The sequence below is a fragment of the Synechococcus sp. CC9616 genome, assembly GCF_000515235.1.
Classification (GTDB): domain Bacteria; phylum Cyanobacteriota; class Cyanobacteriia; order PCC-6307; family Cyanobiaceae; genus Parasynechococcus.
Window position 1 is genome coordinate 2,586,868 of the sequence record NZ_KI911558.1, and the last position, 25,334, is coordinate 2,612,201.

Genomic DNA, 25,334 nt, shown 5'->3' on the forward strand with positions numbered 1-25,334 from the left:
TTGTTTTCTTCCCTGCTAGCGAGAGGGCTGCAGAGTGGAAAGGTGTATTGGCGATGACGGCCTTCAGCGATCCGCCGACCTGGGTGTCGGAAGCTGTGATTTATCAGATCTTCCCGGACCGTTTTCGCCGCAGCGGAAAGGTGTCCGCTCAGCGCGATCTCCCGCTTCAGCCCTGGGGCAGTGATCCACGCGAAGAAGGCTTTCAAGGGGGGGATCTTTACGGGGTGATCGAGGCGCTGGAATCTCTGCAGGAGATGGGAGTGAACTGCCTTTACCTCACTCCGATCTTCAGTTCAGCTGCGAACCATCGCTACCACGCCTACGACTACTTCGAGGTGGATCCGCTGCTTGGAGGCAATGCAGCACTGGATGCCTTGATCGCCGCCGTTCATGAACGGGGAATGCGACTTGTGCTGGATGGCGTCTTCAATCACTGTGGCCGCGGCTTCTGGGCGTTCCACCATCTGGTTGAAAACGGTGCCCTTTCGCCCTATCGGGATTGGTTTCATGTCAATCAGCTTCCGCTGAAGCCCTATCCAGCTGAGGGAGAGGCCTGCGGCTACGAGTGTTGGTGGTCGCTGCCGGATCTGCCGAAGTTCAACCATGCCAATCCCGCCGTCCGTGAGCATCTGCTGTCGGTGGGCCGCCATTGGTTGGAACGGGGAATTGATGGTTGGCGTCTCGATGTGCCAGCCGAGGTACCCGCAGATTTTTGGGTGGCATTCAGGGAGGTGGTTCGGGAGGTCAACCCTGATGCCTGGATCGTTGGAGAGATCTGGGGAGACGCCCGTGCCTGGCTCAACGGAGAGCACTTTGACGGTGTGATGAACTACCGACTCGGTTGGAGCAGCTTGTGCTGGGCCGCTGGTGAGCGCTTACGTCAGGGATATCGCAATCGTGAATATCCCCTGAACCCTCTTGCCAGCGAGGAGCTGATTTCAATCTGGAACACCACGGCGGGCTGGTATCGGCCGCAGGTGAACAAGGCCCAGATGAATCTGCTGGACAGCCACGACGTCCCCAGGGCGCTGCATACCCTCAATGGCGACGTCGAGGCACTCAAGCTGGCGCTCCTGATGCTGTTTCTGCAACCCGGTGCGCCCTGTGTTTATTACGGCACGGAAACGGGCTTGGCCGGAGGTCCGATGAGCGAGCAGTCCAGTGGACCGGAACCTGGCTGCCGCGAGGCCTATCCGTGGGGTCAGCCCTGGGCAGCGGACCTGCGCTCATACCTGAGCGGTCTGGCAGCACTCCGACGGGACCATCCATCGCTATGCGATGGGTCCATGCAGTGGGAGAGCCGCGGGGACGACGGAATGCTTGGTCGTTCCGGTTCCTTTCAGGTGTGGATCAACCGCAGCCGCAATCAAGACCTTCCAATCGACTTGAGCGATACCCAAACCCGGGTTTTTTGGTCATCGGCATCACCCCTGTCGCCCTCTGGGGCTGTTGGAACTCAATCTGCGGTGCTGCTGATGAGTGATGAAGCCCTTGACGAGAATTGAACTCGTGACCTCTCCCTTACCAAGGGAGTGCTCTACCGCTGAGCTACAAGGGCATGTGGAGGATGGGCCGGGTTGGATTTGAACCAACGTAGGCAGAGCCAGCGGATTTACAGTCCGCCCCCATTAACCACTCGGGCACCGACCCGAACCACACCGCAAGAACTTACCAGCCGACGAGAACAGAATGATTGAGACGACAATTGATGTGATCCGGGAAACGGTCCGTGCAACTGCTGCTTCTCAATGGCCCCAATCTGAATCTGTTGGGGCAACGGGAACCTGACATCTACGGACAGACCACCCTGGCCTCGATTGAGTCGGCCCTGCAGGCAGAGGCGGAGCGTGAAGGGGCTCAGCTGGACTGTTTTCAGAGCAACTTCGAGGGTGCTCTCGTGGAACGGCTCCAGGCGGCGATGGGGGTGACCCAGGGAATCCTGATCAATGCAGGGGCCTACACCCACACCTCCATTGCCCTGCGTGATGCCCTCTCAGGGGTGGCGATTCCCTATGTGGAGCTGCACCTGAGCAACACCCATGCCCGAGAAACCTTTCGCCATCAATCGTTTTTGGCTGCCGGTGCTGTCGGGGTGGTGAGCGGTTTCGGCGCCCAGAGTTATTCCCTGGCTCTGCAGGGGCTGTTGAACCATCTCCGCTGCGGCAGATCATGACAACCACAACAGCGCCAGAGAAGTCCACTGCCTCCATTCGCTGGCTTGCATCCGCCACAAGTCAGACCTGGCTGGATCAGGCCAACGCCCATCCCATGGAAGTGCTGATTGATCATGCTCATTGCGAGCGCAAAGCAGCCGGGGCAGCTGTTCAGATGATGTTTCGCTATCTCTGCGAACCCGGGCTGGGCGAAGCACTCAGCCCCCTTGCGCGTGAGGAATTGGAGCATTTCGAGCAGGTTTTAGCGGTGCTTCAATCCAAAGGCCGCTACCTGGAGCCCCTCCCGGCGCCGGCTTATGGAGGAGAACTGGCGCGCCGAATCCGCAAAGGAGAACCGGAGCGGATGCTCGATTCTTTTCTCGTTTCCGGCCTAATTGAAGCGCGCAGTCATGAGCGCATGGCCTTGTTGGCGGAACACAGTTCTGATCCGGAACTCAGAGCGCTCTACGGCAATCTTCTGGCCAGCGAAGCTCGACATTTCGGGCTCTATTGGACGTTGGCGGAAAACCGTTGGCCGCGAGATCAGATTGTTAGTCGCTTAAAAGAACTTGCCGAGCTTGAGACATGGGCGTTGACCGGGGAGCTCAACAGACCTGAAGATGTCAGGATGCATTCGGTAGGAATCGTCGTTCCAGACTGATTTCTTATTAAGAACTTTGGCAAGGTTGTGAATCATCTCGATCCCGATTTCAAAACTCTGACGTTCAGGCAGAGAGAGCTAGTCCTTAGAAGCCTTTATCTTCTTACCCGGCATTCGGATTTAGAACGTCCTTCCGGGTTGACTCAATTGGCGTTGATCCATGCCATTGGCAGCTCATTGCTTGGCATCGAAATGCAACTTGATGATGCCCATATTGACGAGTCTTCACTCGAGTCTCTTCAGGGTGAGATTCGGGATGTACCGGTTTCAATCCGTCAACGTTTATTTCAGCTTTTCACCTTGGTTGAGCTGGTTTTAGACCCGTTACCTCCGAAAGCAACGGCGACACTGCGTTTTGCAGCAGCAGTTTTAAATGTTGAGGATAAATTCATACAAATTGCCAGGGATTACAGCCAAGGGGCGTATGCAATTGCGGCTTCAGATCTTCACCGTAAGGGTTATCTCGGCAATCCAGCGTTGGTTCGTAAGGGTGGTGAAATGATGCGCTGCAACAAATCGTTGTTAGACCCTTTTGAAGAAAACAACGACGATCCACAGCTCTTGGCCCAATGGCAGGGTTTAGAGCACTGCTCAGCAGGAACGTTGGGACGTGAAATCTGGGAGTACTACATGGGTCGCGGCTTCGTGTTCACTGGGCAGCAGGGCAGTGTGAATCCCACCATCGCTCAGCACGATTGGATTCATCTTCTGGCGGACTACAGCACAACGATCGAGGGAGAGCTGGAGGTCTTTTCCTTCATCGGCTCAGCCATCCCAGATGTCAATGGTTTTTCTTTCCTTGTGGCCATTGTCAGCCTGTTTGAAACAGGACGGCTGGAGTCTTGGGGTGGTGGGGTGCTGAATGCAGATTGTGGGCACCTCGAGATCCCTGGAATGCCAGAGCGTCTTGCTGATGCGATTCGTCGTGGACGAATTTGCAATCGCGATGTGATGTATGGCATTGATTATTTCGATTACAAGGATCTCCCGATCGATGAAGTTCGTGAGTTAATGAATATTCCAGTCAAAGACAAAAAACTGGATTCCCCTGGGGTCTGGCATCCTGAAGGCATTACTTCTTACCAGAGAGAACATGGCAATCCAAAGTTTCAACCGGCGTTTAACTGAATACCCCGTTCATATGTATAGAAAGTGCGTCTGATTCTCCAGGGATGCTGCCCTGTTCAGTTTCGGCAGGATGGTCTAGATTGAATCAACAACAATGATTCTGATGGATCTGCACGAAAACGCTGTTACCGGAGATCGTGATCTTATTGATGCCTTGTCCGGTGTTAACCCTGCGTTCGGAGATTTTTGCGTTCGTGTCGCGGCTGAGGCATGGGGGAAGCCTTTAATTGATCAAAAAACAAAGGCTTTGCTTGCAGTCGCTTTGGATGTTGACAATCAATCATTCCATGGCGCGGGCGTTCCTTTTGAGGCCCATGTCACCATGGCGCTCAAACAGGGAACCACGTTTGCAGAGCTTGAAGAACTGTTGCTTTGGACATGTGTCTACTGCGGTTTCAATAAAGCTGCCGGAGCCTTTGGGAGGCTGAATGAACTCAAGGAAAAGTACAAAGATACATTCCCTTCTGCATAAGTTCATTCAGCCGATACGCTAAATCAGGATTTTTCAATCTCCTTAAGGTAAATATCAATCAGCTCGTCTGTAAAAGCAGGATGTTTGGCGCTGATGAGGTCGCCATCTACCACACTACCAACCGTGCCGTCATCACCATACTGAACAAGGCCACCTGCGTTTTCAACATCGCAGAGAATGTTGTGAGCGCAAGTGACCTTCTTGCCTTCCAATAAGGTACGGTCGGCACATAACAGCCAGAGCGAGTGGCAAATTGTTCCAACCTTCACGCCTGGCGTCGCAAAGATCTTTCTCATCAATTCAACAGCAGGAGCATCATTTGGTTTGCCCTTCTCTGGTTTAACGGTGTAACGAAGACGATCGGTGGCATAGGCCCCAATTAATAAAAATCCAACATATTCACTGGGGGTTACATCTTTTACGTCTTTGGATACGGTCAAATGTTCTTCAACCCAACCATTGTCTGGATTGGAACCAAATTGAAGTGTGGGATTTCCCCAAAGGTTAGATATATATTGAACATCGTATCCGGCAGCAGGGAATCTCCTGTTGAAAAGTCGATATTCAGTCATATCGAAGTGGTCTTCAATGAAGACGCCGATTTTTCCCTTCGAATTACCGTGTGCGCTGAGCAACATGAGAGTCGAATTGCGAGAGATGCTGCATCGGCCTTTGAATGACAAGACCCCTGCCTAAGAATGCTAAAGCGACCTGATATGAGTTCCAGATTAGGTCGTCTTTTTTTTATTTTCTCGTCAATTTTTTTGTTTTCTCCTGCCGGATTCTTAGGGCTCTTTTTTATGGCTTCTTAATTGGTATTCCGGCAGCTGTGGCTACGCTGTTTAAGACGAGGTTCTTGGTAGCAAATGTTGCCTTGACCGACGTTCTGTCAACGCTTCGATCACGGCCAAGGTTGTTGGCTGTTCAATTTGCACCTTTTCTCAACGCACAATGGCACGTCAAAACTACTACGAAGGGCTGTCGGCGGATTATTCCCGGCCCGGTCTTGTCGAAAAAGATCACCAGGTCAAACTAATCCAGCAGTCTGAAGAGATTGGCAATCTCCAAGAAGCTGAACTGCCAGCCATTGGCCCGGATTACACATTGGAACAGATCGAAGCTGAGAACCGTGAATTCTGGCCAACCCACTGCGAAGCCCTTCGCCAGGGACGAGGCGATCTTCTAACAAAAGAATATCGCCCTGATCTGGTGTATCACTGCCAGGATGGTCCATACCATGGTATTAAAGAGCAGGCCCAGCGCGAAAAACATTGGTGGGCCATCATTGCGCAGCCTGGTGTCACGATGTGTTGGCCAATTGTTCAATTCTGGGGTGAGTTCACTCACTTCGAGTGGATCTGCTTCGATGATGCGACCCATGAGCAGATTGCGAAGGGTAGTGTTTGCTGGGTGCGTCGTGGACATCGCGGTGGTTGCTATTACAAGAGCGAGCAACTCACCTTTACTCGTGATGTATTCGCATCAGATGAACTGTTGAAACTAATCCTAACCAACACCTGAACTCAAGACAGACTAAATTAAATGGTTTAAAATACCAAGAAAATATGATTTCAAGGGGCCTCATAGAAAAAGGCTCCTTGTCATATTATGTCAGGAAAAATTAAAAGCGATACAGATGCGTTCTTCAGATGCACTGGTCTGGGGAATCGTTTCGTGGGGAAGAAAGCTCGGAAACAACACAACCCTGCCAGCCTTCGGCGTGATCTTCAATGGAGATGGTGTTGAGAACATCAGGTTGCCATCAGGACAGTCATCCGATGATGTGATCTTGTCGACGCAGAGATAAAGCACACCACTGATCTTGGCTTCCGGGTGGATATGGCGTTTCTGATATCCCCCTTGTTTCAGGATCACAGCCCAGCCACTGATCGATTCAGGATCCGGTTCGAGTGGGATTGGTAAGGACAGCTGTTTTGACAAATAGCCGTCAAGAGCCATTTTCAAGGTTTTGTTCAGTGTCAGTACGCACGCGGTTTGAGAGCCGGCAAGCATTTCGTGGGTTTGAAACCCGTCTCGGGTTGGTTTCCCTGCCCGGTTCCAAACCAAGCTGTCGAGTGTTCGGATCTCTTCGACCAAGGTTTTCAACACCACATCATGCTGATCGAAAAGTTGTGATGTTTGAACCAAATGGGTTGGGCTAAAGCCTGCTGGATCACCAAATTCAGCTTGCCATTTTGACGGCAATTCACAGATGGCTGCCGTCCAACGAATGTGATCAATCTTGTTTCGATGTTGCTTCAGTCGATCAGAGGCGAGCTGCCAATGCTGGGATTCGATCGCCGCGTAGCAGGCCTCCAAAGGATTCAGGGTTGCTGACGCGCCATGTTGAGAACTGGCATCGAGTTCTTGCAGTGCCTTTTTTGCCTCTGGCGCGTGGGGTACAAGTTGCTGGCAGACAAGAAAGGCTTGGCGTGCTTCATCAACTCGCCCCAGGGTTTGAAAAAAGCGCCCGAGGTTGTAGTGACCCAGAAATTGCTGAGGATGTTGTTGGATCACTCGTTGATACAGCGTTTCGGCTGCTTCGTAATCGCCCTGCTCCATCTGCACAATGGCCAGATTTGTGATCAGGGATGGGTCATTGGGGTTGGCAAGAAGCGCTTGCTGAAGCAGTGTTTTGGCATCCGAGAGTTTCCCTGCCCGGAGGTAGGCCTCGCTGAGGGGAAGCGAGACGTCGGGCCGTTGCAATTGGCTGGTTTCGAGATCCTTCAGCAATCGAATCACCAAGCGGTAATCATAGATCCGGAAGGCTGATTGAGCCAACATGCATTTCAACGGATCAGGGAGAATCGCTGGATCGCGTTTCGAAAAACTTGTTTCAAACAGCTGGATCAATTCACGGTGGCGTTTCTGCATCTGCAGAAGCCTGGTGAGATTGAGAAAAACACCAGGATTGTTCGGTGCCTGCTGAAGAGCACGACGAAAGGCTTGTTCCGCAGCGCCAAGATCTCCTCTCATGGCCGCTTCGACGCCTGCGCGGTTGTGGTCTCGATCAGGCGTTGACATTCCCGAATGGCAAAAAAATGGGCCAACTACCGGAGGTAGCTGGCCCTGAGCAGTTGCTGTAAATCAGCCAATCACACCAAACTCTTCGTCGAGCTCAGCATCTTTGAGCCCCTGGCTGATCTCAGGGTTCAGTCCCTTGAGTTGCAGGCTGAAATCGGCACCCCGTTGCTGCTTGGTAAACAGCAGATAGTTCCAGCCGGTGTCATCAACGGACTTGAGATTCGACATGTCCAGGATCATGCCCTTCATGCCAGGAACTCTTTCAACCGCACGCTTCAGGAAGTGAAGCTTGCACTTGGTGAGATCGCCATCCAAGGTGAAAGTACCAATGGCGTTATCGAAGTTGGTGAGTCCGGCACTGAATCCAAGCCCTGCTGGTTCAATTCGAACGCGCACTCTGACGGCTTTGTCAGATTCGGGCAGGTTGACGATGAGCTTTTCACGATCGAAATCGGTGTAATTCTTGTCGTCAATCCAAACTTCAGCCAGCTCAATGCTGCCCGGGGGCAGCAGGTCTGGAGCCACGCGCAACTTGTTGTCAGGCCAGGCATGGGGCTCGGGCTTGAAGAAGAAGTCCATTGGAATCTTGTTCACCAGCAGATTCGAGTAAATCGCTGCGAGGAAACAGAGTTCAAAGGAGTGATAACCAGCCATGGAGTGGCTGCCTTTGCCGCGCTCAGATCCCAAGGCATAGGGCTGACCGTTGGCAAGAACGTTGAAATAAACGCCACCTTGCTCATAGTCAAGGAACCAGCCGTTATAGAAAGCGCTGCCTTCACGGGCGAAGCGCAGATACTCAGGCTTGTCGTCATAAACGCCAGCCATGATGTAGTAAGCCAGGATGCCTTGTTCCTGCTGCCACCAGGCCTTGCGGTCGTGCCAAACGCGGCGATAGTGCTCTTCGCCATCCTTCAGCGTCCGCTCCATCATGTCGTACCAGCCACCACGCTGGTTATCACATCCGGCAGGGGGAATGGCGTCAGCGATCTGGTGGGCGAAGGTCTTATAGCTCTCCTTTGGCGTCAGGCTCTGCATCCGCGTCAGGTTCCAGGCAACTTTGAGGTTGTGGCCGACGACGCAACGGGCCTGGTGAATGCCCCACTTCAAATCACGGGACCAGTCGTCGAAGAACTTCTCGTTCATGAACGGGCTGTATCCGTAATCCGGGAAGTGATCACAGATGGTGTCGAAGGTGTCTTCGAGGAACGTGGCGTAGCCCTGCTCGCCTGTCGCCAGATAGAGGTTGATCAGATAGGCAGGGGCGTGATCTCCTACAGAGTTCCAGTTCTTCTTGGCCTTGTTCACTCCCAGTGAATCTGCTTTCGGGTCGAAGGTGACCGGATCCACGTGAGAGTAGTAACCGCCGTAGGGACCGTGGTCCTTGTAGAAGCGGTTCAGGAAGGTAATGGTGTCATCAATATCGGTTCGGATTGTTGGTGATCCGGTCAGGCGATAAGTCTGTGTGGGACCAGCCAGTGCATAAATCTGCTCGTAACAGGGGATGGCGTTACCTCCTTCATCACCACCAGCGGTGGAGCCCATGTACTTACGAAGTGAACCGTCACTCTGAACATCAATTTGGCTGTACCAGTAGCAGATTCCTTCGGATTTATTCTGATGACGGAAATGGCGCTGCATGTATTCCGTGCCGTTGATGGATGCCTCTAGAGCACGCTCATCACCTGTGACCATGTAGGCCGTTGCAAAGCCATAAATCAGGCGTGAAATGGTATCCAGGTTCTGGACACCATCCTGGTGCATGCCTTCGGCGCTGAGATCGGTGCGGAAATTTTTGAAGTCGATCTTTTCCCCTTCCTCAACACTGAACTGAGATTCAAGGTAGAAATTGAGCAGTTGCTGGATCTGGTGAGTCCACCAATTCTGATCCTCAAAACGCAGGTCGTTCGATGTACGACCAAAAAGAAGGAGATGCTTGGCTTCAAATTTCAGGCCAGTGTCTTCTGGATAGAAGATTCCGTAGGCATGCATAAAACGACCCTCAGAGAGGATCTGGCTCATGTCTGGAGCAACCTGGAAAGGTTCGCCGAGGTTCCTGACGATCTCGGCGTAGCAAGCATCCGTGATCTTGACCGTGTAGGTTCGCCCGTCGGATGTCTCCAACTCGACCATACCTTTGCAATCAAAGATCTCTGGATAAGAGACGCTGCGGATATAACCAGCGACGAGATCTGAGAAAGGAAAGTTGAGCTGATTAGAGGAGGTCATTGGATGTGGTGAGGAATGAGAGAAATATCAGAGAAAAGTTTTTGAAAATCAGGATGAAGTCATGTGGTTTCTCGGGACAGGAGAACCACAATGCTTCGACCAGTAACAACATAACGTTGATCGTTGATTTTGACCTGCTGGTCATAGTCAACGATGTCTTCTGGTGAACGTAATGATGTATCGATTGACCGATACCAGTCGAGTCCATCGAATTGAGGAATCTCAAAGTCGATGGCGTCCCAATACATATTCATCATCACGTGAATGTTATTGACGCCGTCAGTGTCGTCGGCTGTATCTCCAAGTGTGAAGGCAAGGCAGCGGGCTTGGGGATCATCCCAGCCTGGTTGATTAACTATAGGACCATGCCAGTGAATATCACTGATGTTAAACCTGTTGGTTCTGCCAGCAAAATAACGACCACTGAAATGATTCTTAAATTTCAAACGTTTGTTGATGAGCTTCGACCAGAAGCGAATCATCTCCTGGCTATCTGAGGAGTTGATCTTATCCCAGTTAAACCAGTTGATTTCATTGTCGTGGCAGTAAGTATTGTTGTTGCCGCCTTGGCTTCGTTTGAATTCATCCCCTGCAACAATCATTGGCACACCCATCGAAATCATCATGATGGTGGCAAAGTTTTTGACTTGCCGTGCTCTTAGATCATTAATCCATTGATCGTCGGTTTCACCTTCAACGCCGCAATTCCAACTCACATTGTCGTTGATTCCGTCATTATTTCCTTCGCCATTGGCCCAGTTATGTTTTTCGTTGTAAGCGGTTAGGTCGTAGAGAGTGAAGCCATCATGGGCTGTGATGAAGTTAATGCTGTTCACCGGCTCTTCACGGTGCCATTGATAGAGATCAGAGCTTCCAGTGATTCTTGACGCCACTTCACTGATCAGACCAGGATCACCTTTGATGAAACCGCGAATCGCGTCGCGATATTTTCCATTCCACTCTGCCCAGCGTGCTCCAGGGAAGTAACCAATCTGATAGAGCCCTGCTGCGTCCCAGGCTTCAGCGATCACTTTGCTTTTTGCCAGCACATCATCCAGCTCGATGGCCCAGACCACCGGTGGATGCTCCATGGGTGCGCCCGACTCTCCACGGCTAAGAACGGATCCTTCATCAAAACGGAAGCCATCGACATGCATCTCTTCAACCCAGAAGCGAAGAGAGTCCAGAATCAGTTTTTCGCCAACAGGATGATTGCAATTAAAGGTGTTTCCGCAGCCTGTGTAGTCGTAATAAAATTCTTTTGAGCCATCGGCTCCAGTTAGATAGTAATAAGTTGAATTGTCAATTCCTTTGAAACAGAAGGTTGGGCCTTGATGGTTCCCTTCGTCGGTGTGATTGAAGACCACATCCAGAATGACTTCAATACCCTCTTTGTGCAGGGCTTTGACCATATCTCTGAATTCTCTGATGTGTTGTCCGTCGTTGTCGGAGACGCAGTAGGCCTGGTGAGGGGCGAAATAACCAACTGTGCTGTAGCCCCAGTAATTCACCAGTTTTTTACCGTCATGCTCGCGCAGCACATCAGTGTGGTCGAAGCAGAGAGGCGGAAGCAGTTCAACTGCCGTAACACCCAATTGCTTGAGATAGGGGATTTTTTCAATCAGCCCTAGAAATGTTCCTGGGTTTTTAACGCCGCTGGTTGGACTTTTGGTGAACCCACCCACGTGCATCTCGTAGATCACCGACTGCGCCATGGGCGTTTGCAGTGGTCGATCACCTTCCCAGTCGTAGTCATCGGTATCGATGATCACGCTGCGCATGCTGGTGTGCAGGTTGTCTCCTGGGAAGCAGGCGTCACCTCGCTTCCAACGCGACAGGTTGTTGGCTTTGGCGTATGGATCGATCAGAACCTTGTCTGGGTCAAACCGATGTCCATTCCATGGTTCGTGCGGTCCATCAACGCGATAGGCGTAACCCATGCCATGGCGGACACCTTCGATGAACACGTGCCAGATATTGAAGCTGCGATTTTTCTGGGAATCGAGTTCTATCACTCGAACCGGGTCAGCATCTTCTGGACTGTTGAACAGCAATAAGGTCACTGCCGTTGCGTTTGCGCTGTAAAGCGCAAAGTTCACCCCCGATTCCGTCACTGATGCTCCAAACGGATGGGAGGAGCCAGACCAACGCCGCAACGCCGTTCCAGTCGGTTCGAGTGGATATCCGCTCAACGTCTTTGAAAGAGGTGCGGTCGCAAGTGACGTCATTTCTGATCAAGAATTGTTTGAGCTGTGGCAGTCTTTGGCTGGTTAGTCAAGTTGTTGCTTAACAGTGCGCTACGCAAAATATTAGCAACTCTAAATTTTTAATAGCACTGAAATGACATAGAAGGTTTTAAAAAATCTTCTCTGTCACGGTTCCCTGACGAGTCGTCTGATTCAGCTGACTTGGATCGCTTCGCTGCTCTCTAATGTTTCGGAATCAATGCCAACGATTAAAGTTGTTTCACCGGATTTCAATGTTAAAAGACTGTCGTTTCCTTGAGTAATAATTGTGAACTGGTCATTGGGCACTTCAATAACATCGCGGTCAATATTTAAGTCAACAATCGTATTACGTCCTCCTTTTACAACAAACGTGTCATGACCGCCACCTCCTTTGAGAGTGTTCTCACCAGCTCGTCCGATAAGACGGTCATCATCTTTCCCTCCGAGTAGCTCATCATCGCCAGAGCCTCCAAACAGTTGATCATCGCCTTGGCGACCCTTCAGTTTGTCGTTAGCTTGATAGCCAGTCATGGTGTCATTACCAAGAGTTCCAGTTAAGTCATCTGATTTTTTAGTTCCTAAAACTTCATCGCCAGGAGTGAGCGACTTGCGACGATGTTTAAAGATTTTATTATCGCCTTTTTGTATCGTATCGGTCTCAATGTAAAAAGCAAATTCCCGTCCATCTTTCATATTTCCGTAAAGTGTTCCGTACCCTCTGTCTTCAGGATTTTTTGTAAGGTCAAAGAATGTTCCGTTTATATTTGAAGTCTTCTGCTTGATATTAAGAGAGGATTCAAGTGTTGGGATATCAGCCTCTGTCTTCATCTCCGGCATGTGGTGTTGGTGATTGCCAGTATGAGATTCGTGACCACTGCCCCCTGTGTAATAGTAGCTTTTAATTGAAGGATCTTTTCTTCTCGATTTAGTGTTTACCTTCAATGCAATTAAATTCGCGAAGCTGGATTGAATAACTTGCTCAAGTTCGTCTTTGGTTTGTTGATATTCAGGCCTTGGATTAATGTAGCCAGACGCCACATCAACTGCGCCAGAGTAATCTCCGAAAGGTTGGAAATCATCTGTGAACAGTTCCGTCGCTTTTCTCATCACATTCCCGTCCAAAGGATTCAAGCTTTGAATTGATTCGAAAATAGATCGTCCATCAAATGCATGAACAAGCCCTTGGCCACCTTCGCCTTGGCCAACAAGAATATCGACAAAGTTATCACTATTGATGTCACCAGCTGCGAGGTTGATGCTGGTTTTATCATTCCCTTGGAAAGGATTGATTTTTGCCATCAGTGAGTAATCTGACCCGCTATAAACCTCAATGACTGGCTTTAAATTTCCTCCGCCAAGTCCTGCAATGATGTCGGAATAGCCGTCGCCGTCGATATCGCCAACGGCTATGGAGCTCTCACTATCACTTGTAAAATCAACATCCTTGAATGGGGTAATGTCCTTCAGGATGTAACTGTCGTCAGTGCCATCGATCAATTCCTGTGGGTTGGCTTGAATCGTTGATTCGGGAGTCGTCGCCAACGTGATGTCTGCTCCACCCCAGAAATTCTCGGAACCCATGATTTCTCCACTTGTCACACCTTCAAATCGTCCTGTTCCATCTGTGATGGTGTAGTGCTCCTCGGCATAGCCATCGCTATCCTTATCACCGGCGTTGTAATATTCAGATGCAGAAAGTGAATCTGATCCGTCCGCTGATGAGAAAGTAAAGCCCCCTATAGGGTACGAACTTGGGATTGTGTCGCCATTTGTAGCAGTCAGCTCGCTTGGATCTGTATTTGCATTCCAATCATATGAGCCATCGTCGTAGTAAACATCCTGGATGTAAGTTGTTCCTTCAAAGCGAGATATACCCCAGGTGCCAGGTCCACCGGTTCCTTCATGATTATCAGGATTTGAAGATTTTTTCTTCAGGTAGATATCACTCTCTACGCCAAGTTGTTTTAATCCAGCATCTTCATTAATCACCACACTTGTCAGATTATCTGGGCTCACAGGGGCAAAGCCTGAAAATTTGTAGACTCCAGTTGCTGCCTGTTTGACGGCATCGCCATCGAAAATACGGATTGTAAAATCTTCTCCTGAATCCTTTGATTTTTGAATGGTTGCCACATCTGTAATATTGTCACTGAAACCCTTTGTACCGCTGTGGTAATTAGCGTTGTTGTTTAAGTCATCGCTCCCAAAAAACTTCCCGTAATTAATATCACCGATCGCGAGATTAAAGTTGGCATTATCATCGTCATTTTGGTAAGGCTTGAGTTGGAAGCTTTTGCTCGCCTCGTTCCCTAATGTCAAATTAGTAGTGCCGCTTGCTTGATCGGGACCAAGAATTGTTGAATCAGTGTTCAGAATTACTTTCACGGCCTGCATCATGCCGGCGTCTTCGTGGAAGAGGATGTGACAGTGATTGACATATGCACCAGGAAAATCCTCGAAGCGCATCCTGATTTTTGTAGAGAATGACTGAGCGTTCTTCGTATCGGGTCCTGCTGCCTGACCGTAGGGGTTGTCAGCATTCTGTGTGCCGTCGATGAATGTACCTCCAAGCACTACGGTATCGGCAAGTTGATTACTCGGATAAGCTGAAATTTCGTCTGTTGATAAGCCATTGATTTCCGTGACGATGAAATCATTCTGGTGAATGTGGAACGGATGCCATTCTCCCCATATCCCTGTTCCTGACTCGGATGTATTCTCAATAGTCCATTCCTCTGTTGTACCGAGCATCGGCATTGCCACGACCGATTGCTCTTGAGGAGTATGACCAAAATATCGTCCATTGATTCTATAGGCACCCTCAAATGTTTGCGGATCGTTATCGTTAAATTGGCTAAAAAATGCACCTGGATCGTCGAAATAACTCGTGTCCATAGCGCTCCACACAAATTCTCTCTGTTTCAACTTCCCCTTCGAAAGTTTTTTATCAGAACTCTTCATCCATTGGTCGATTTCAGCCTGTTCCTTTTTGATATAGTCCCAAGGTTCAGGAGAATCTGGCTGTTTTGAAATTTTCTCTCCTGTAACGTTGACAGTCGCTAAGACCTGCGGTCCCCAGACAAGGTGTCCATCATTGACCCCGTAGTACGTATCGCCAGAAGTGGCGGATGATTTGGAGTCAGTATTGGCGACATCGGGGGCAAGATTTTCTCCCAGGATTTCATCGGTTCCGTTACTCAAAAAGTAATAGTTGCCAGGTTTGGTGAAGGCATGCTGCACTGTCATGCGTGCACCAGGTGCAATCAATGGTGTCTCAGTTTGCTTCTGCAGACCATCCTTTGCCGCTCCTGCTACATCTCCATCAACAGCAACGAGCTCAAATTCCTCAAGACTGATTTTTCCCTCATGTTCGCGGACGAGTTGAATAACATGGTGTGAATTAACAGCAAAATTCAGAAATCCAAACAGATTCCATTCTCCTACCTTGGCTTCAATCGTTGGATTGAGTTGGCCATTAACTGTATGGATGATGTTTTCAATAGGAGTGCCGTTAAGTCCATAACCATATGGTGAAGAGCCTTCGTCGTTGGGTCCGGGACTCTCCGGGCTGTAGCCATTCGGCATAAAGTTATAAGCGATGTATTCAGCTTCAGATACGTGGTATGTCCTCTGTCCGTCCGCATCAACACTGAATTCTGGTGGTGTTGCAATGCGATATGCAGTACCAGATGGTTCTTGGTTGACGGGATCAGTACTGGATGCCGAACGTTGTTCCTGATTCAGTCCCCAGGTTTGTAGACTCATCCAATACACAGGATCTGTGACTGGGTTGAAATTATCTAAATCGTCTGTTTCTTCAGTGGAGGGTTGAATCAGCAGGGGCCCTGCAAGACCTTTGGAAACTTGGACATTTGTGGCACCGTGTAGATGTGGATGGTACCAATCTGGCCCTACAAAGTGATCATCTGGTACTTTTATTTCAGTTTCCCAGGTTTCTCCAGAATCAATCGTAACTAGAACATTATCGCTGTTTCCTGTTGCTGATACATGAAGCCCGTGGGTGTGCAGATTTGTATCGTCATAATAAATTGATGCATCATCCTCTGGAAGATTATTGACCAGTTTTATTTTGATCGTATCGCCGGGATCAACAACAATTAGAGGACCATGTGAGCTTCCTGTCTCACCATTGTAAAACTGAAAGTCATCATCGTAGGATGTTTCATTTGATGTGTTATTTGCAATTAATTTTCCTAAGCCTGGAATCTCTAATTCGTTGAATGCTGCGAGTTCCAGTTCTAATTCAACAACGTCAGAGTCTGGGCCCCAGGATGAATAGTACAGGCCATTGGGGTCTTTATATGTGTACTTCCCTTTTTTGTAATCAGCCTGACCTTTCTGCCATTCTTGCCACGCACTTTTGTATGGGAGGGTGATATTGGGGTTTGGCAGTACTTTTAAAAATTCCTCTGCGTCATACCCAGGACTCCATTCGGCGTGATGTTCTTGGCCAATGATGTAGAAATCCTTTAGAGCCATTGGGACTGATGTGCAGGCACTCTCTCTAAGTTATTCATGCAACCCTGGCCGTACCGTTATGTTTTGCTCTGCTGATGAAAATAAGCAATTCGACGTAATTTATGGAAAAAGATTGTTAAATTCTGGCGGTTCCTCGGGCTTTTGCGCCACTCGCTGCGCGACATAAAAAAGGTGGGACTAACCCACCTCATGGAATAAACGGATGCTTTTTTCAGCTATTTGATATTGACTGACTCCTGTTGTTCTCAGCCTGCTGGCCAGGTATGGGAGGTTTTGTTGAGCTTGTTGTACTGCTCCATGGCCTTGATAAAGTTTTCGCGACAGACAGATCGCACCTGGTTGAACTCCAGTTGTTCGCCATTAGGTCCTTTGGCATAGATCAACGCCCAGCCTTCAAAAGATCCGGGGAATTCAGTCATCGCGTAGCTTGTCGGAGCCTTATCGAGGTCTTCACGTGATTCAACATCAATTTTGCGGTTGATTGCAACTTCGGTTAAACCTTTTTTATGAGATTCTTCAACCAACTTATTCGCGAATTCTGTCATATCGACGTCTGATTTAACGTGAAATGACAAGTGTGGAACATTGCCAAAACCAACACATGAAGTAATTGACTTAAAGATGTTGGGTGCATATGGACCACCTTCCGCTTCTGCGCCGCGGAAATGAAGTAGCTCCAGATTGGTGTTGCCGAATTGAATGAAACGAACGTCGAGATTATCTTTACCGCTGCGGAGATCAGGAACTCCGTAGTATTCAGGCGAGTGTTCTCCCTCTTTGCTGTTCATTTCATCCAACTGGAAGAGGAGATTATGCATTTCTGAACCGTAGAAACCATCTCCACCTACAGCGAGACGACCCCCAAGAATATCGATGTAAAAGGTAAGTGACTTTTTCAAGTCGGGAGTCGTCATCCCAAAGTGCTGAATTCCCTGCAGCATGTGCCCTAATGCTGAAGGAGTTTCAGTGGTGTCCGGAGAGTAAAGCTCCATGGTGTTTGAACCGCTTTTTACCATCCCCAATCTGGCTAAAACATTAGGAACTCACCACGACCCAACCGGCATGTCAGTGAATCAATACATAATTGCGAAGTTTGATTCGATTAGCCTTCTTTAAGGATTTTGACAGCTTCATCTAGCATCTTTGAAACACCAACAGGCCAGATTGATGTGTAGCGATAAAGTTTTGCGAGTGAGTTGTTGTACGTAAATATTGACTTGGTATAAGACTCTGATGCTATCGAAACAGCATTAGCAGCTGCCGTGAATGCTGTAGCGTCGATCAGGTTTTGTTGGTACAGTATTTTACTGGTATCTCTTGCCCTCTTTGCGTTCGTAAGTGCTGCCTTTGAAGTGTTTAAGCTCATTTTGGCGGTTGTATATTCAGCGAAAGCCGTCGCTGTTTGAGTGGCAACCATATCTCTCGATGCCTGTGCTTTTGCGAGTGACTGTTTAGACGCATACTTGGCACTGCGTGACTTTGCATCATTAACTGTTCCGTCAAAATTCCAACTAAAGATCAATCCAATGTTTGCACTGGGGCCCCAGCTCCAGGTCTTATTATTCTTTTTGGCATCCGATGCACCGTAGATGCCGTTCTGAGCATTGTAATCAAAGTAGCCATAGAGTGATAGTTTTGGGAGGTAAGAGTAACTGTATGATGTTGCCAGATAACTTTGAGATTTAGCTAGTGTTTGAGCACTCAGAATTTCTTCTCGATGAGCAAGGGCATGTTCAATTGTTGGCATCAATTCCATGTTCCAGCTACCAAGAGGTCGCATCTGAAAATCATCAGATGGTTTGATTAATGTTCCAATCGGAAGTCCCATGGCCCTTGCCATATTTGCTCCTTCTTGAATCAGTTTAACGTGCATGTCGATGAGTTGTTCTAGCTGAGCGTATAAAGTTGCTTTCGATTGTTGAACAGCATTTAGGTTGATCAACGTTGGTGCCGCACTATATTTTGCTTCCGCTTGGGAAAGTTGGTCAACGTTTTCACGATAATCAAGTTCTAATCCATTTAGAAACTTGATTTCACTGTAGAGGGCAAAATAACCTTCCTGAACTGCAAGGACCGTGTCTCGTACGGTCATGTTAAATAGTAATTCTTCGGCTTTCGCCGCCTCTGTTGAGCTTTTGATGACAGCTCCTCGTGGCATATCAAAAAATGTCCAACGGCCATGCACTGCAGGGACAAAAGTATCGATAATTGTGTATGAATTCGAGTTTGTTTTTTCTAAGTATGTTTTGCCATCTGTTGATTCAACTGTCGTATATGCACGTCCTTGTGTGGATGTGTACCGTTGGCCGATCGTCGGCCAAGTTGGAACAATGTTGACGTCTCCATACGGGCCTGCGCCTGATGCAGTGGGCCACCATAAACGCTTATCACTGATGGCACTCCATTGTTTTGACTGAACCGAGCGATAAGCGGCCTGAATTGTGGGGTTATTGGCGATTGCATAGGCGATGGCTTCATCCAAGGTATAGGCTTGTGAGCGACCATCGAAGTCACGTCTGATCGCTGCAAGTTCCTCACTTGTTTCCTGAAATGTGTCATTTCCATAATCTAATGAATCAAATGAAGTTTGATCTACAGGTCCAGACGAAGTTTGGGAGAATGAGTCTGTTGGAGTTGGGTTGGCAAAACTCTGGGGAATGGCGACTAGTCCTAAAAGCTGCGCAGTTGAAATGAACGCAATTAAACGTTTCATTGCAGTTGGGACCTCAATAATTTATAAAATCTAGAGAGTTTTAATTAAATCGCAGCACTTTTGTCATGAATCGCACTTATTGTTGTGCCTGTCAATTGCTCATGTTTTTAAACCCGAATTATCATGGTCGTGTGTTACTTCACGACCATGGCATTTGCAGACGCACGCGAAGAGGTGGTTTTCTACGTCCCCCTCTGGATCCGCAATGGTATTTCTATAGAGCAGTTTGATAATTATTGGCGTGATGTCCATGGTCCTGTGTGTGCACGTCTGCCAGGGCAGATGGAGTATTGGCAATATCATTTGTCTGCTTATGATGGAGGAATTTTTCCAGAAATAAAGAACATCAGAATCAACACCGATCCCGCTGATCAATTTCTAGGGATTGCGGAGTTAACCTTTTCGTCTGTTGAGGATCGGGCTACATGGTTTACGGCTTCAGCCATTTTGATGGATGATGAGCACAATATTTTCAGTAAAGCCATTGGCTACACAACATCTATGGGGAACACGCGAACTGTTTCCAGTCGATTATCTGAGCCTTATCCAAATGGGCCCTTGTCTGAAATGCGTTATCACGTTCTCATTCGTAAGGAGGATGCTGTTTCTGTTGAGGATTTCAGAGATTATATGAAGGATGTCTTGATGCACGCAATTACAAAGCGTTCTGAAGTAGTTCAATTGCGATATCACTTGTTTGACGCAATTGATCTGTCTCGTCCTGATGCTCAAGGCGTCGAGCATGTTGAGAAAGACGGTAAGGAATATCATGCCGCTTTCGAGATTTCTTTTGCTAATGGTTTGGATCGTGAAAGCTTCTTTGCTTCCAGGGAATTCACTCAGGCTCTCACGGATGGTGCACTGATGATCGATATGATTAAGCCCTGCGCTGAGCGATTTGCTGCCACGTTTGTGCGCGACCATCAAATGACCCTCGCAGGTCAACGTGGATCTTCTGTTGCTCAGTTGGTCAACGATCTTGGAGCACTTAATCAAATCCGTGAGGATATCGGTTCCTTAATGCTGACGAATAAGCTTGAAAGTTAGTTTTCATTTGATTGTTTTCAGTCTGGCTCTTGCTGCTGAGTGCTTTTGCACCAGCAGCTTCTTATTTGTTAAACCAGCTGGTAAAACCTGTTTGTGATGCATCGGGATAAACTCGCCATTCAACAATTTTTCCGTTTTCAAATCGGTAGATATCTGTACACGGAACCTGCACGAATTTTTCAGTCAATTTGTTGACGTAATTAGCATCCATTTCGATGATTACGGTATCATCGTCGGCCTTCCAAAGGCCGCGTTGATTGTGAGTCGTTAATTTTAGTATTTTGTAGATATACTGAAGCGTTCTTGATATTTTGTCTGGGCCGACGACCGGATCATTCGCGCCTACTTTGTACACCACGTCTTCGTGAAAAAAGCTTTCAAACAGTTTCCAGTCTTCTTTTTTGAGCGCGGCATACATTTCGGAAACCTTTTTTTTGATGTCTTCGTGCCCTAGACTTATTTCTGTATTTTCTTGTTTGTGTGATGGTAGTGGCTCGTTGTAAACGGGGCTGATGTCCATAAAGATTCTGAGCTCTTTTACTTTGCCTTTTTCGTCAAACTCCAGTGCGTCGCAGCATGGCAGCGTGTGTTGTGCTCCATTGGCGCATGTATAGCTGATTTCCATCTGAAGGTATAGGCGCCCTCCCGATTCATGATGGTTGACGATGTTGTGCTCTACAGATGTTACGCGTTGCAGGAACTCTTCAGAGCCGTTGATTATTTCCTGGGGTGAATGTGCAGCTGAATTATTTGCGAATTTATAGAGGCATTCATCAGAAAAGTGTTCTGCAAAGCGTTCTATCTGCATCGTTTCCCCTGCTGCAAACAGTCGCTTGGCTTGCTCCAGGTTTTTGGACATGAGGCTTTGAGTTTGCTTTCTTCTAAATGCTAGCCATGATGATGCAAAATCACATCATGAGATTATTATTGAAAAATCTCCGAATTATGCGCCGTTACTCTTGGCCGTTGTTGATCAAAAGATTGGCCTGATGGAGTGCTTCAAGGCGATTTGGTAGAAGGTTGCCCACGCCGAATTGTTTTAGTCTTTTTTCTACTTTTCCAGTTGCACCCGTAACATAGGCTTGGCGATCATTGGTTTTGGCTTCTTGTACCATTCTCTCGATTGCGAGTGTTGCTGTTACACCTAAATGTGGGACATTGCTGATGTCTAAAATCAACACTTTATAGTTTTCGACTAATCCCATTCTGTCTGAAATTCCCTTAGCTGCTCCGAAGCTGAGGGGGCCTCTTAGGCTAAACAGCATCACGCCGCCATGGCATTGATCGAACTGATCTTGTTCTTCCTCGTTGAGATCACTTGTATGCTGATTTGGTCTGTCGTGATCCAAGGGATTGTCGGCTTCGATGTTTTCAAGCTGAACTTGAGTGATGGAATCAACTGTGAGGAGGTTGGCAATGAACATGCCAATCAAAACGCCCCAAATCAAGTCCCAAAATACAGTCATTAACAACACGCTGTACATCAGGAATGCTGTTTTTCCAGATAATCGGTGAGCGCGAAACAGGAATCCCCAATCGATAATGTCGAGCCCTACTTTGATCAATATTCCAGCCAGTAATGCCGTCGGAATCTTGCTGGCTAGCGGTCCTGCGCCCAGCAGTACAACCAGTAGCGCGAGTGAATGGGTCATCCCTGAAATGGGTGTTTGCCCCCCTGAATTGATGTTGATAACAGTGCGCATCGTGGCTCCCGCGCCGGGCAGTCCTGTAAAAAATCCCGCTGCAGCATTGGCCAGTCCCTGGCCAATCAGTTCGCGGTTGGAGTTATGGCGGGTTTGTGTGATGTTGTCGGCTACGAGGGATGTGAGCAGGGAGTCGATGGCTCCAAGTAGGGCCAACACCACTCCGGCGCGAAGCAGTTCAGGAAGGTATTGGGTGAAGTTTGGAACTTGAATGCGTAGCCCTGCTTCGGGTATGTCCCCAATCCTGGTGATGGCTTCTAGACCCATCGATTGCAGACGTTCATCGTTGAACAGCACCAACGAAAGAGGGGTTACCAGCAACAACGCCAGCAGCGGTGATGGCACCCACTGTCTGATGCGAGCCGGAGTTAAAAAAACCACGGCCAAGGTCATCAAGCCCACAGCTATGGCGGCCGGGTTGGGTTGAAACCCTGCGATCAAACCGTCCAGAGACGACAGCACTCCTCCTCGGGTACTGATGCCAAGAAATGGTCCGATCTGTAGGACGAGAATGATGAAGCCGATGCCAGACATGAATCCCGACACAACCGAATACGGCACAAGGGTGATGTAACGGCCCAGCCTCAAAACCCCAAGAAGCGCTTCAAACAGTCCACCCAAGACAACGGCTGCCATCACCAACGGCAGCAGTTCACCTGCATTCAGGTCTGTTGATACCCCAACGGCAGCCAGACTGGAGACGACCCCAGCAACGGTGACACTCATTGGGCCAGTAGGGCCGCTCACCTGGGCGGGGGTTCCTCCGAACAAAGCCGCCAGAAATCCGGCAACGATGGCGCCGTACAAGCCATAGATGGCTCCACCTGGTCCAAGGGCTGCGTTGCCGAATGCAAGGGCGAGCGGCAAGGCCACCACAGCTGCTGTGATGCCCCCCAGCAAGTCGCCACGAAGATTGCGTCTGTGAAGGCCGTGGATCAGCGGCATCTCAACGCATGCCGCTCCAACTGGCGAGGTCCGCCAAGGATTGGATTCCTTCCCGACGTGATCCATCCGGCATCACCCAGGTGGGGTAGGCACGAATGTTTGCCGTTGTGCATTCAGCAGCTTGTTTGGGCAGCTGCTTGGGCTTGCGGCATTCGACGTAGGGGACGTCGGCACCGGCCTGCTTCCCAAACAGATTCATTTGTCGGAAACATGCGGGGCAGGTCCAGGACCCGTAAAACCTCGCGCCGATGCTGCGTAAATGGTCCGCTAACGCAATCGCCTCGCTGTTCGACTCGCGCAGGGGCTCACCGATCGTTCCCTTCCAGCCAGCGGAAACGGACATTGCGCTGCCCAGGCTGAGGCCGATGAGCAGGACTGCTGGACCGATCGGCTTCATGCCGCCTCTTGCGTTATGGACCGAAACTAGGTGGGAGATTCACGTTCGGGCTTCCCTCCATGGCGAATCCACACGGGTGAGCAATGGACTGGGACACTGCAAGACGAACGCCGAGTGGTTGAACGGAGGCCATGGCCGGCAGCGGATACAAGGACTATTTCCAGGTTCTCGGCGTTGATCGCAGCGCCGATGCAGGAGCGATCAAGCGCGCTTTCCGAAAGCTGGCAAGGCAGTATCACCCCGATGTGAATCCTGGTGATCAGGCTGCCGAGGCCAAGTTCAAGGAAGTGAGTGAGGCTTATGAGGTGCTTTCCGATCCGGAGAAGCGCCGTAAATATGAACAGTTCGGCCAGTACTGGAATCAGGCCGGTGGCATGGGCGGTGGTGGTGTTCCCGGAATGGACGTTGACTTCGGGCGTTACGGCAATTTCGACGATTTCATCAATGATCTACTGGGGCGCTTCGGAGGCCCAGGCGCCGCTTCTGGCTTCCAGGGAGGGGGCTTCCCACGCGGTGCACAGGCGACTCGTGCGCCAGTGAATCTCGATGCAGAAGCCACGGTGAGTGTGAGTTTCTCCGAAGCCTTCCGCGGTACAGAACGCACCTTGTCTGTGAATGACGAACGGGTGCAGGTTCGAATTCCAGCGGGAGTTCGCAATGGTTCAAAACTTCGCCTCAAGGAGAAGGGGAACCTTCAGCCAGGGACCGGCCGTCGCGGCGACCTCTATCTCAATCTCAACGTTCAGGCCCATCCTGTGTGGCGACTCGATGGCGATCAGCTGCGGGCCGATCTACCGGTGAGTGTCGATGAGCTGGCGCTGGGTGGCACCGTCAGCGTGATGACGCCTGATGGTGAGGCCCAGGTGAATGTCCCTGCCGGAACAGCGCCTGGCCGCAGTCTCCGTCTGAAAGGGAAGGGCTGGCCTGGTCGTGGCGGGCGTGGTGACCTGCTGCTCACGCTCACTCTCGAATTCCCCAAGAGTTGGTCGGCAGCTGAACAGCAGCTACTGGACCAGCTGCGTCAGAGCCGTTCCCAGGACCCCCGTCAGGCGTGGATGCGGTCCGCCGCACTCTGAATTGAGGCCCATGGGGCCAGATCTACGATCGACGGCTGGTTCTCGGGACTGATGGAACTCACTTACCGCCCCCGCCGCCTGCGCCGCACCCCTGCCCTAAGGGCCATGGTGCGCGAAACCAGTCTTTCGGCTGCCGACTTCATCTACCCCTTGTTTGTGCATGAGGGAGCTGAAGTGGAGCCCATTGGTGCCATGCCCGGCGCCAACCGTTGGAGTCTTGCGGCGCTCACCGGAGAGGTTCAGCGCGCCTGGGATCTGGGTGTGCGTTGCGTGGTGCTGTTCCCGAAGGTGGCAGAGGGCCTCAAGACGGAAGACGGTGCCGAATGCTTCAACGAAAACGGTTTGATTCCCCGTGCCATTCGGCAACTCAAGAGCCAGCTTCCGGAGATGGCGATCATGACGGATGTGGCTTTGGATCCTTACTCCTGCGATGGCCACGATGGAATCGTGAGTGAACAGGGGGTTGTTCTCAACGATGAAACGATCGATCAACTCTGCAAACAGGCCGTTGTTCAGGCCGGAGCAGGTGCCGACCTGATCGGGCCGAGCGACATGATGGACGGTCGGGTGGGTGCCTTACGGGAAGCCCTGGACGACGAGGGTTTCGAGCATGTGGGGATTATCAGTTACACCGCCAAGTACTCCTCCGCTTATTACGGACCGTTCCGTGAGGCCTTGGATTCAGCCCCACGAGTTGCTGGCAGCAAGCCAATCCCGAAGAACAAGGACACCTATCAGATGGATCCGGCCAATGCCCGTGAAGCCATCACCGAAGCCCAGCTCGATGAGCAGGAGGGCGCCGACATCATGATGGTGAAGCCAGGTCTGGCGTATCTCGACATCATTCACCGACTGCGGCAGGAATCGGAGCTCCCAATCGCTGCCTACAACGTGAGTGGTGAGTACTCAATGGTGAAGGCGGCTGCCGAGCGGGGCTGGATTGATGAGCGGGCTGTGGTTCTTGAAACCTTGCTGAGTTTCAAGCGCGCTGGTGCAGATCTGATCCTCACGTATCACGCCTGTGATGCAGCTACATGGCTGCGCGGCGGCTGAGCGATTTC

The 25,334-nt window shown here is 49.9% G+C and carries 20 protein-coding genes and 2 tRNA genes; 10 read left to right on the plus strand and 12 right to left on the minus strand.

Annotated elements, in window-relative coordinates; genetic code table 11:
* The first annotated feature begins 53 nt into the window (after positions 1 to 53).
* Entirely contained in the window at positions 54 to 1,505 is a 1,452-nt protein-coding gene (locus SYN9616_RS16765) for a glycoside hydrolase family 13 protein (protein ID WP_071991491.1), read from the plus strand.
* Here SYN9616_RS16765 and SYN9616_RS0114500 read toward each other — a convergent pair.
* Both SYN9616_RS0114500 and SYN9616_RS0114505 read right to left on the minus strand, forming a co-directional pair.
* Positions 1,487 to 1,558, minus strand: a tRNA-Thr gene (locus SYN9616_RS0114500). The two genes, SYN9616_RS16765 and SYN9616_RS0114500, sit on opposite strands and share 19 nt — an antisense overlap.
* 10 nt (positions 1,559 to 1,568) lie before the next feature.
* Positions 1,569 to 1,650, minus strand: a tRNA-Tyr gene (locus SYN9616_RS0114505).
* Between the two features lie 79 nt (positions 1,651 to 1,729).
* On the opposite strand from SYN9616_RS0114505, the gene aroQ reads away from it, so the two are divergent.
* The 4 genes from aroQ (at position 1,730) to SYN9616_RS0114525 (ending at position 4,414) form a co-directional block, all read left to right on the plus strand.
* Positions 1,730 to 2,173: a type II 3-dehydroquinate dehydratase gene (aroQ, locus tag SYN9616_RS0114510; RefSeq protein ID WP_028953739.1), complete on the plus strand. Its 444-nt coding sequence runs from the start codon at positions 1,730 to 1,732 to the stop codon at positions 2,171 to 2,173.
* Complete coding sequence (locus SYN9616_RS0114515) at positions 2,170 to 2,814, plus strand: tRNA-(ms[2]io[6]A)-hydroxylase (RefSeq protein WP_028953740.1); 645 nt, start codon at positions 2,170 to 2,172, stop codon at positions 2,812 to 2,814. The genes aroQ and SYN9616_RS0114515 overlap by 4 nt, the downstream gene beginning before the upstream one ends.
* Before the next feature lie 27 nt (positions 2,815 to 2,841).
* Entirely contained in the window at positions 2,842 to 3,942 is a 1,101-nt protein-coding gene (locus SYN9616_RS0114520; RefSeq protein ID WP_156918846.1) for a hypothetical protein, read from the plus strand.
* A gap of 103 nt (positions 3,943 to 4,045) precedes the next feature.
* Positions 4,046 to 4,414 (plus strand): carboxymuconolactone decarboxylase family protein, encoded by a 369-nt coding sequence (locus SYN9616_RS0114525; protein WP_028953742.1) that lies wholly within the window; start codon positions 4,046 to 4,048, stop codon positions 4,412 to 4,414.
* A 23-nt stretch (positions 4,415 to 4,437) separates the two neighbouring features.
* On the opposite strand, the gene SYN9616_RS0114530 is transcribed toward SYN9616_RS0114525, so the two are convergent.
* On the minus strand, positions 4,438 to 5,052 hold the full coding sequence (locus SYN9616_RS0114530) for a DJ-1/PfpI family protein (protein WP_028953743.1): 615 nt from the start codon (positions 5,050 to 5,052) through the stop codon (positions 4,438 to 4,440).
* Positions 5,053 to 5,365: 313 nt separating this feature from the next.
* Between SYN9616_RS0114530 and SYN9616_RS0114535 the strand changes: the two genes are divergently transcribed.
* The gene (locus SYN9616_RS0114535; protein ID WP_028953744.1) at positions 5,366 to 5,935 is read left to right on the plus strand and encodes a hypothetical protein; all 570 of its coding nucleotides are present in this window, start codon (positions 5,366 to 5,368) and stop codon (positions 5,933 to 5,935) included.
* 90 nt (positions 5,936 to 6,025) lie between these two features.
* On the opposite strand, the gene SYN9616_RS0114540 is transcribed toward SYN9616_RS0114535, so the two are convergent.
* Together SYN9616_RS0114540 and SYN9616_RS0114545 are read right to left on the minus strand one after the other, a co-directional pair.
* Complete coding sequence (locus tag SYN9616_RS0114540) at positions 6,026 to 7,438, minus strand: tetratricopeptide repeat protein (protein WP_084218367.1); 1,413 nt, start codon at positions 7,436 to 7,438, stop codon at positions 6,026 to 6,028.
* 63 nt (positions 7,439 to 7,501) lie between these two features.
* On the minus strand, positions 7,502 to 9,199 hold the full coding sequence (locus tag SYN9616_RS0114545) for an AGE family epimerase/isomerase (RefSeq protein WP_232200545.1): 1,698 nt from the start codon (positions 9,197 to 9,199) through the stop codon (positions 7,502 to 7,504).
* Between SYN9616_RS0114545 and SYN9616_RS18030 the strand changes: the two genes are divergently transcribed.
* On the plus strand, positions 9,194 to 9,631 hold the full coding sequence (locus SYN9616_RS18030) for a hypothetical protein (RefSeq protein ID WP_232200549.1): 438 nt from the start codon (positions 9,194 to 9,196) through the stop codon (positions 9,629 to 9,631). The genes SYN9616_RS0114545 and SYN9616_RS18030 overlap by 6 nt on opposite strands.
* Before the next feature lie 92 nt (positions 9,632 to 9,723).
* Here SYN9616_RS18030 and glgX read toward each other — a convergent pair whose 3' ends face one another.
* From glgX to SYN9616_RS0114565, 4 genes are all read right to left on the minus strand, one after another.
* Positions 9,724 to 11,892, minus strand: coding sequence for a glycogen debranching protein GlgX (gene glgX / locus SYN9616_RS0114550; RefSeq protein ID WP_084218368.1), 2,169 nt, complete (start codon positions 11,890 to 11,892; stop codon positions 9,724 to 9,726).
* Between the two features lie 171 nt (positions 11,893 to 12,063).
* Positions 12,064 to 16,392 carry a multicopper oxidase domain-containing protein gene (locus SYN9616_RS16205; RefSeq protein ID WP_028953748.1) on the minus strand — a complete coding sequence of 1,443 codons (4,329 nt, stop codon included), beginning with the start codon at positions 16,390 to 16,392 and terminating at the stop codon, positions 12,064 to 12,066.
* Between the two features lie 245 nt (positions 16,393 to 16,637).
* Positions 16,638 to 17,408, minus strand: a complete 771-nt coding sequence (locus tag SYN9616_RS0114560) for a VOC family protein (protein WP_084218369.1) — start codon at positions 17,406 to 17,408, stop codon at positions 16,638 to 16,640.
* An 86-nt stretch (positions 17,409 to 17,494) separates the two neighbouring features.
* Positions 17,495 to 19,105 (minus strand): TolC family protein, encoded by a 1,611-nt coding sequence (locus SYN9616_RS0114565; protein ID WP_084218370.1) that lies wholly within the window; start codon positions 19,103 to 19,105, stop codon positions 17,495 to 17,497.
* Between the two features lie 147 nt (positions 19,106 to 19,252).
* On the opposite strand from SYN9616_RS0114565, the gene SYN9616_RS0114575 reads away from it, so the two are divergent.
* Positions 19,253 to 20,152, plus strand: a complete 900-nt coding sequence (locus tag SYN9616_RS0114575; protein ID WP_037991597.1) for an EthD domain-containing protein — start codon at positions 19,253 to 19,255, stop codon at positions 20,150 to 20,152.
* A 61-nt stretch (positions 20,153 to 20,213) separates the two neighbouring features.
* Here the strand turns inward: SYN9616_RS0114575 and SYN9616_RS16210 are convergent, their stop codons facing one another.
* From SYN9616_RS16210 to SYN9616_RS0114590, 3 genes are all read right to left on the minus strand, one after another.
* On the minus strand, positions 20,214 to 21,011 hold the full coding sequence (locus SYN9616_RS16210; RefSeq protein ID WP_051411058.1) for a nuclear transport factor 2 family protein: 798 nt from the start codon (positions 21,009 to 21,011) through the stop codon (positions 20,214 to 20,216).
* A 94-nt stretch (positions 21,012 to 21,105) separates the two neighbouring features.
* Positions 21,106 to 22,800: a SulP family inorganic anion transporter gene (locus tag SYN9616_RS0114585; RefSeq protein ID WP_028953752.1), complete on the minus strand. Its 1,695-nt coding sequence runs from the start codon at positions 22,798 to 22,800 to the stop codon at positions 21,106 to 21,108.
* Between the two features lies 1 nt (position 22,801).
* Positions 22,802 to 23,197 (minus strand): vitamin K epoxide reductase, encoded by a 396-nt coding sequence (locus SYN9616_RS0114590; RefSeq protein WP_028953753.1) that lies wholly within the window; start codon positions 23,195 to 23,197, stop codon positions 22,802 to 22,804.
* Positions 23,198 to 23,328: 131 nt separating this feature from the next.
* Between SYN9616_RS0114590 and SYN9616_RS0114595 the strand changes: the two genes are divergently transcribed.
* Together SYN9616_RS0114595 and hemB are read left to right on the plus strand one after the other, a co-directional pair.
* On the plus strand, positions 23,329 to 24,273 hold the full coding sequence (locus tag SYN9616_RS0114595; RefSeq protein ID WP_028953754.1) for a DnaJ C-terminal domain-containing protein: 945 nt from the start codon (positions 23,329 to 23,331) through the stop codon (positions 24,271 to 24,273).
* Positions 24,274 to 24,324: 51 nt separating this feature from the next.
* Positions 24,325 to 25,326, plus strand: a complete 1,002-nt coding sequence (gene hemB / locus SYN9616_RS0114600) for a porphobilinogen synthase (RefSeq protein WP_028953755.1) — start codon at positions 24,325 to 24,327, stop codon at positions 25,324 to 25,326.
* Positions 25,327 to 25,334: the final 8 nt, after the last annotated feature.

Bases quoted from the DNA above. Each gene is read 5' to 3' on its own strand.
- SYN9616_RS0114545 (WP_232200545.1), bottom strand. From the start codon at position 9,199: ATGCACCAGGATGGTGTCCAGAACCTGGATACCATTTCACGCCTGATT.
- SYN9616_RS0114530 (WP_028953743.1), bottom strand. From the start codon at position 5,052: ATGTTGCTCAGCGCACACGGTAATTCGAAGGGAAAAATCGGCGTCTTC.
- SYN9616_RS0114515 (WP_028953740.1), top strand. From the start codon at position 2,170: ATGACAACCACAACAGCGCCAGAGAAGTCCACTGCCTCCATTCGCTGG.
- SYN9616_RS0114585 (WP_028953752.1), bottom strand. From the start codon at position 22,800: ATGCCGCTGATCCACGGCCTTCACAGACGCAATCTTCGTGGCGACTTG.
- SYN9616_RS0114590 (WP_028953753.1), bottom strand. From the start codon at position 23,197: ATGAAGCCGATCGGTCCAGCAGTCCTGCTCATCGGCCTCAGCCTGGGC.
- SYN9616_RS0114575 (WP_037991597.1), top strand. From the start codon at position 19,253: ATGGCATTTGCAGACGCACGCGAAGAGGTGGTTTTCTACGTCCCCCTC.
- SYN9616_RS0114540 (WP_084218367.1), bottom strand. From the start codon at position 7,438: ATGTCAACGCCTGATCGAGACCACAACCGCGCAGGCGTCGAAGCGGCC.
- glgX (WP_084218368.1), bottom strand. From the start codon at position 11,892: ATGACGTCACTTGCGACCGCACCTCTTTCAAAGACGTTGAGCGGATAT.
- SYN9616_RS16765 (WP_071991491.1), top strand. From the start codon at position 54: ATGACGGCCTTCAGCGATCCGCCGACCTGGGTGTCGGAAGCTGTGATT.
- hemB (WP_028953755.1), top strand. From the start codon at position 24,325: ATGGAACTCACTTACCGCCCCCGCCGCCTGCGCCGCACCCCTGCCCTA.
- SYN9616_RS16205 (WP_028953748.1), bottom strand. From the start codon at position 16,392: ATGGCTCTAAAGGATTTCTACATCATTGGCCAAGAACATCACGCCGAA.
- SYN9616_RS0114535 (WP_028953744.1), top strand. From the start codon at position 5,366: ATGGCACGTCAAAACTACTACGAAGGGCTGTCGGCGGATTATTCCCGG.
- SYN9616_RS0114595 (WP_028953754.1), top strand. From the start codon at position 23,329: ATGGCCGGCAGCGGATACAAGGACTATTTCCAGGTTCTCGGCGTTGAT.
- SYN9616_RS16210 (WP_051411058.1), bottom strand. From the start codon at position 21,011: ATGTCCAAAAACCTGGAGCAAGCCAAGCGACTGTTTGCAGCAGGGGAA.
- SYN9616_RS0114525 (WP_028953742.1), top strand. From the start codon at position 4,046: ATGGATCTGCACGAAAACGCTGTTACCGGAGATCGTGATCTTATTGAT.
- SYN9616_RS0114565 (WP_084218370.1), bottom strand. From the start codon at position 19,105: ATGAAACGTTTAATTGCGTTCATTTCAACTGCGCAGCTTTTAGGACTA.
- SYN9616_RS0114560 (WP_084218369.1), bottom strand. From the start codon at position 17,408: ATGGTAAAAAGCGGTTCAAACACCATGGAGCTTTACTCTCCGGACACC.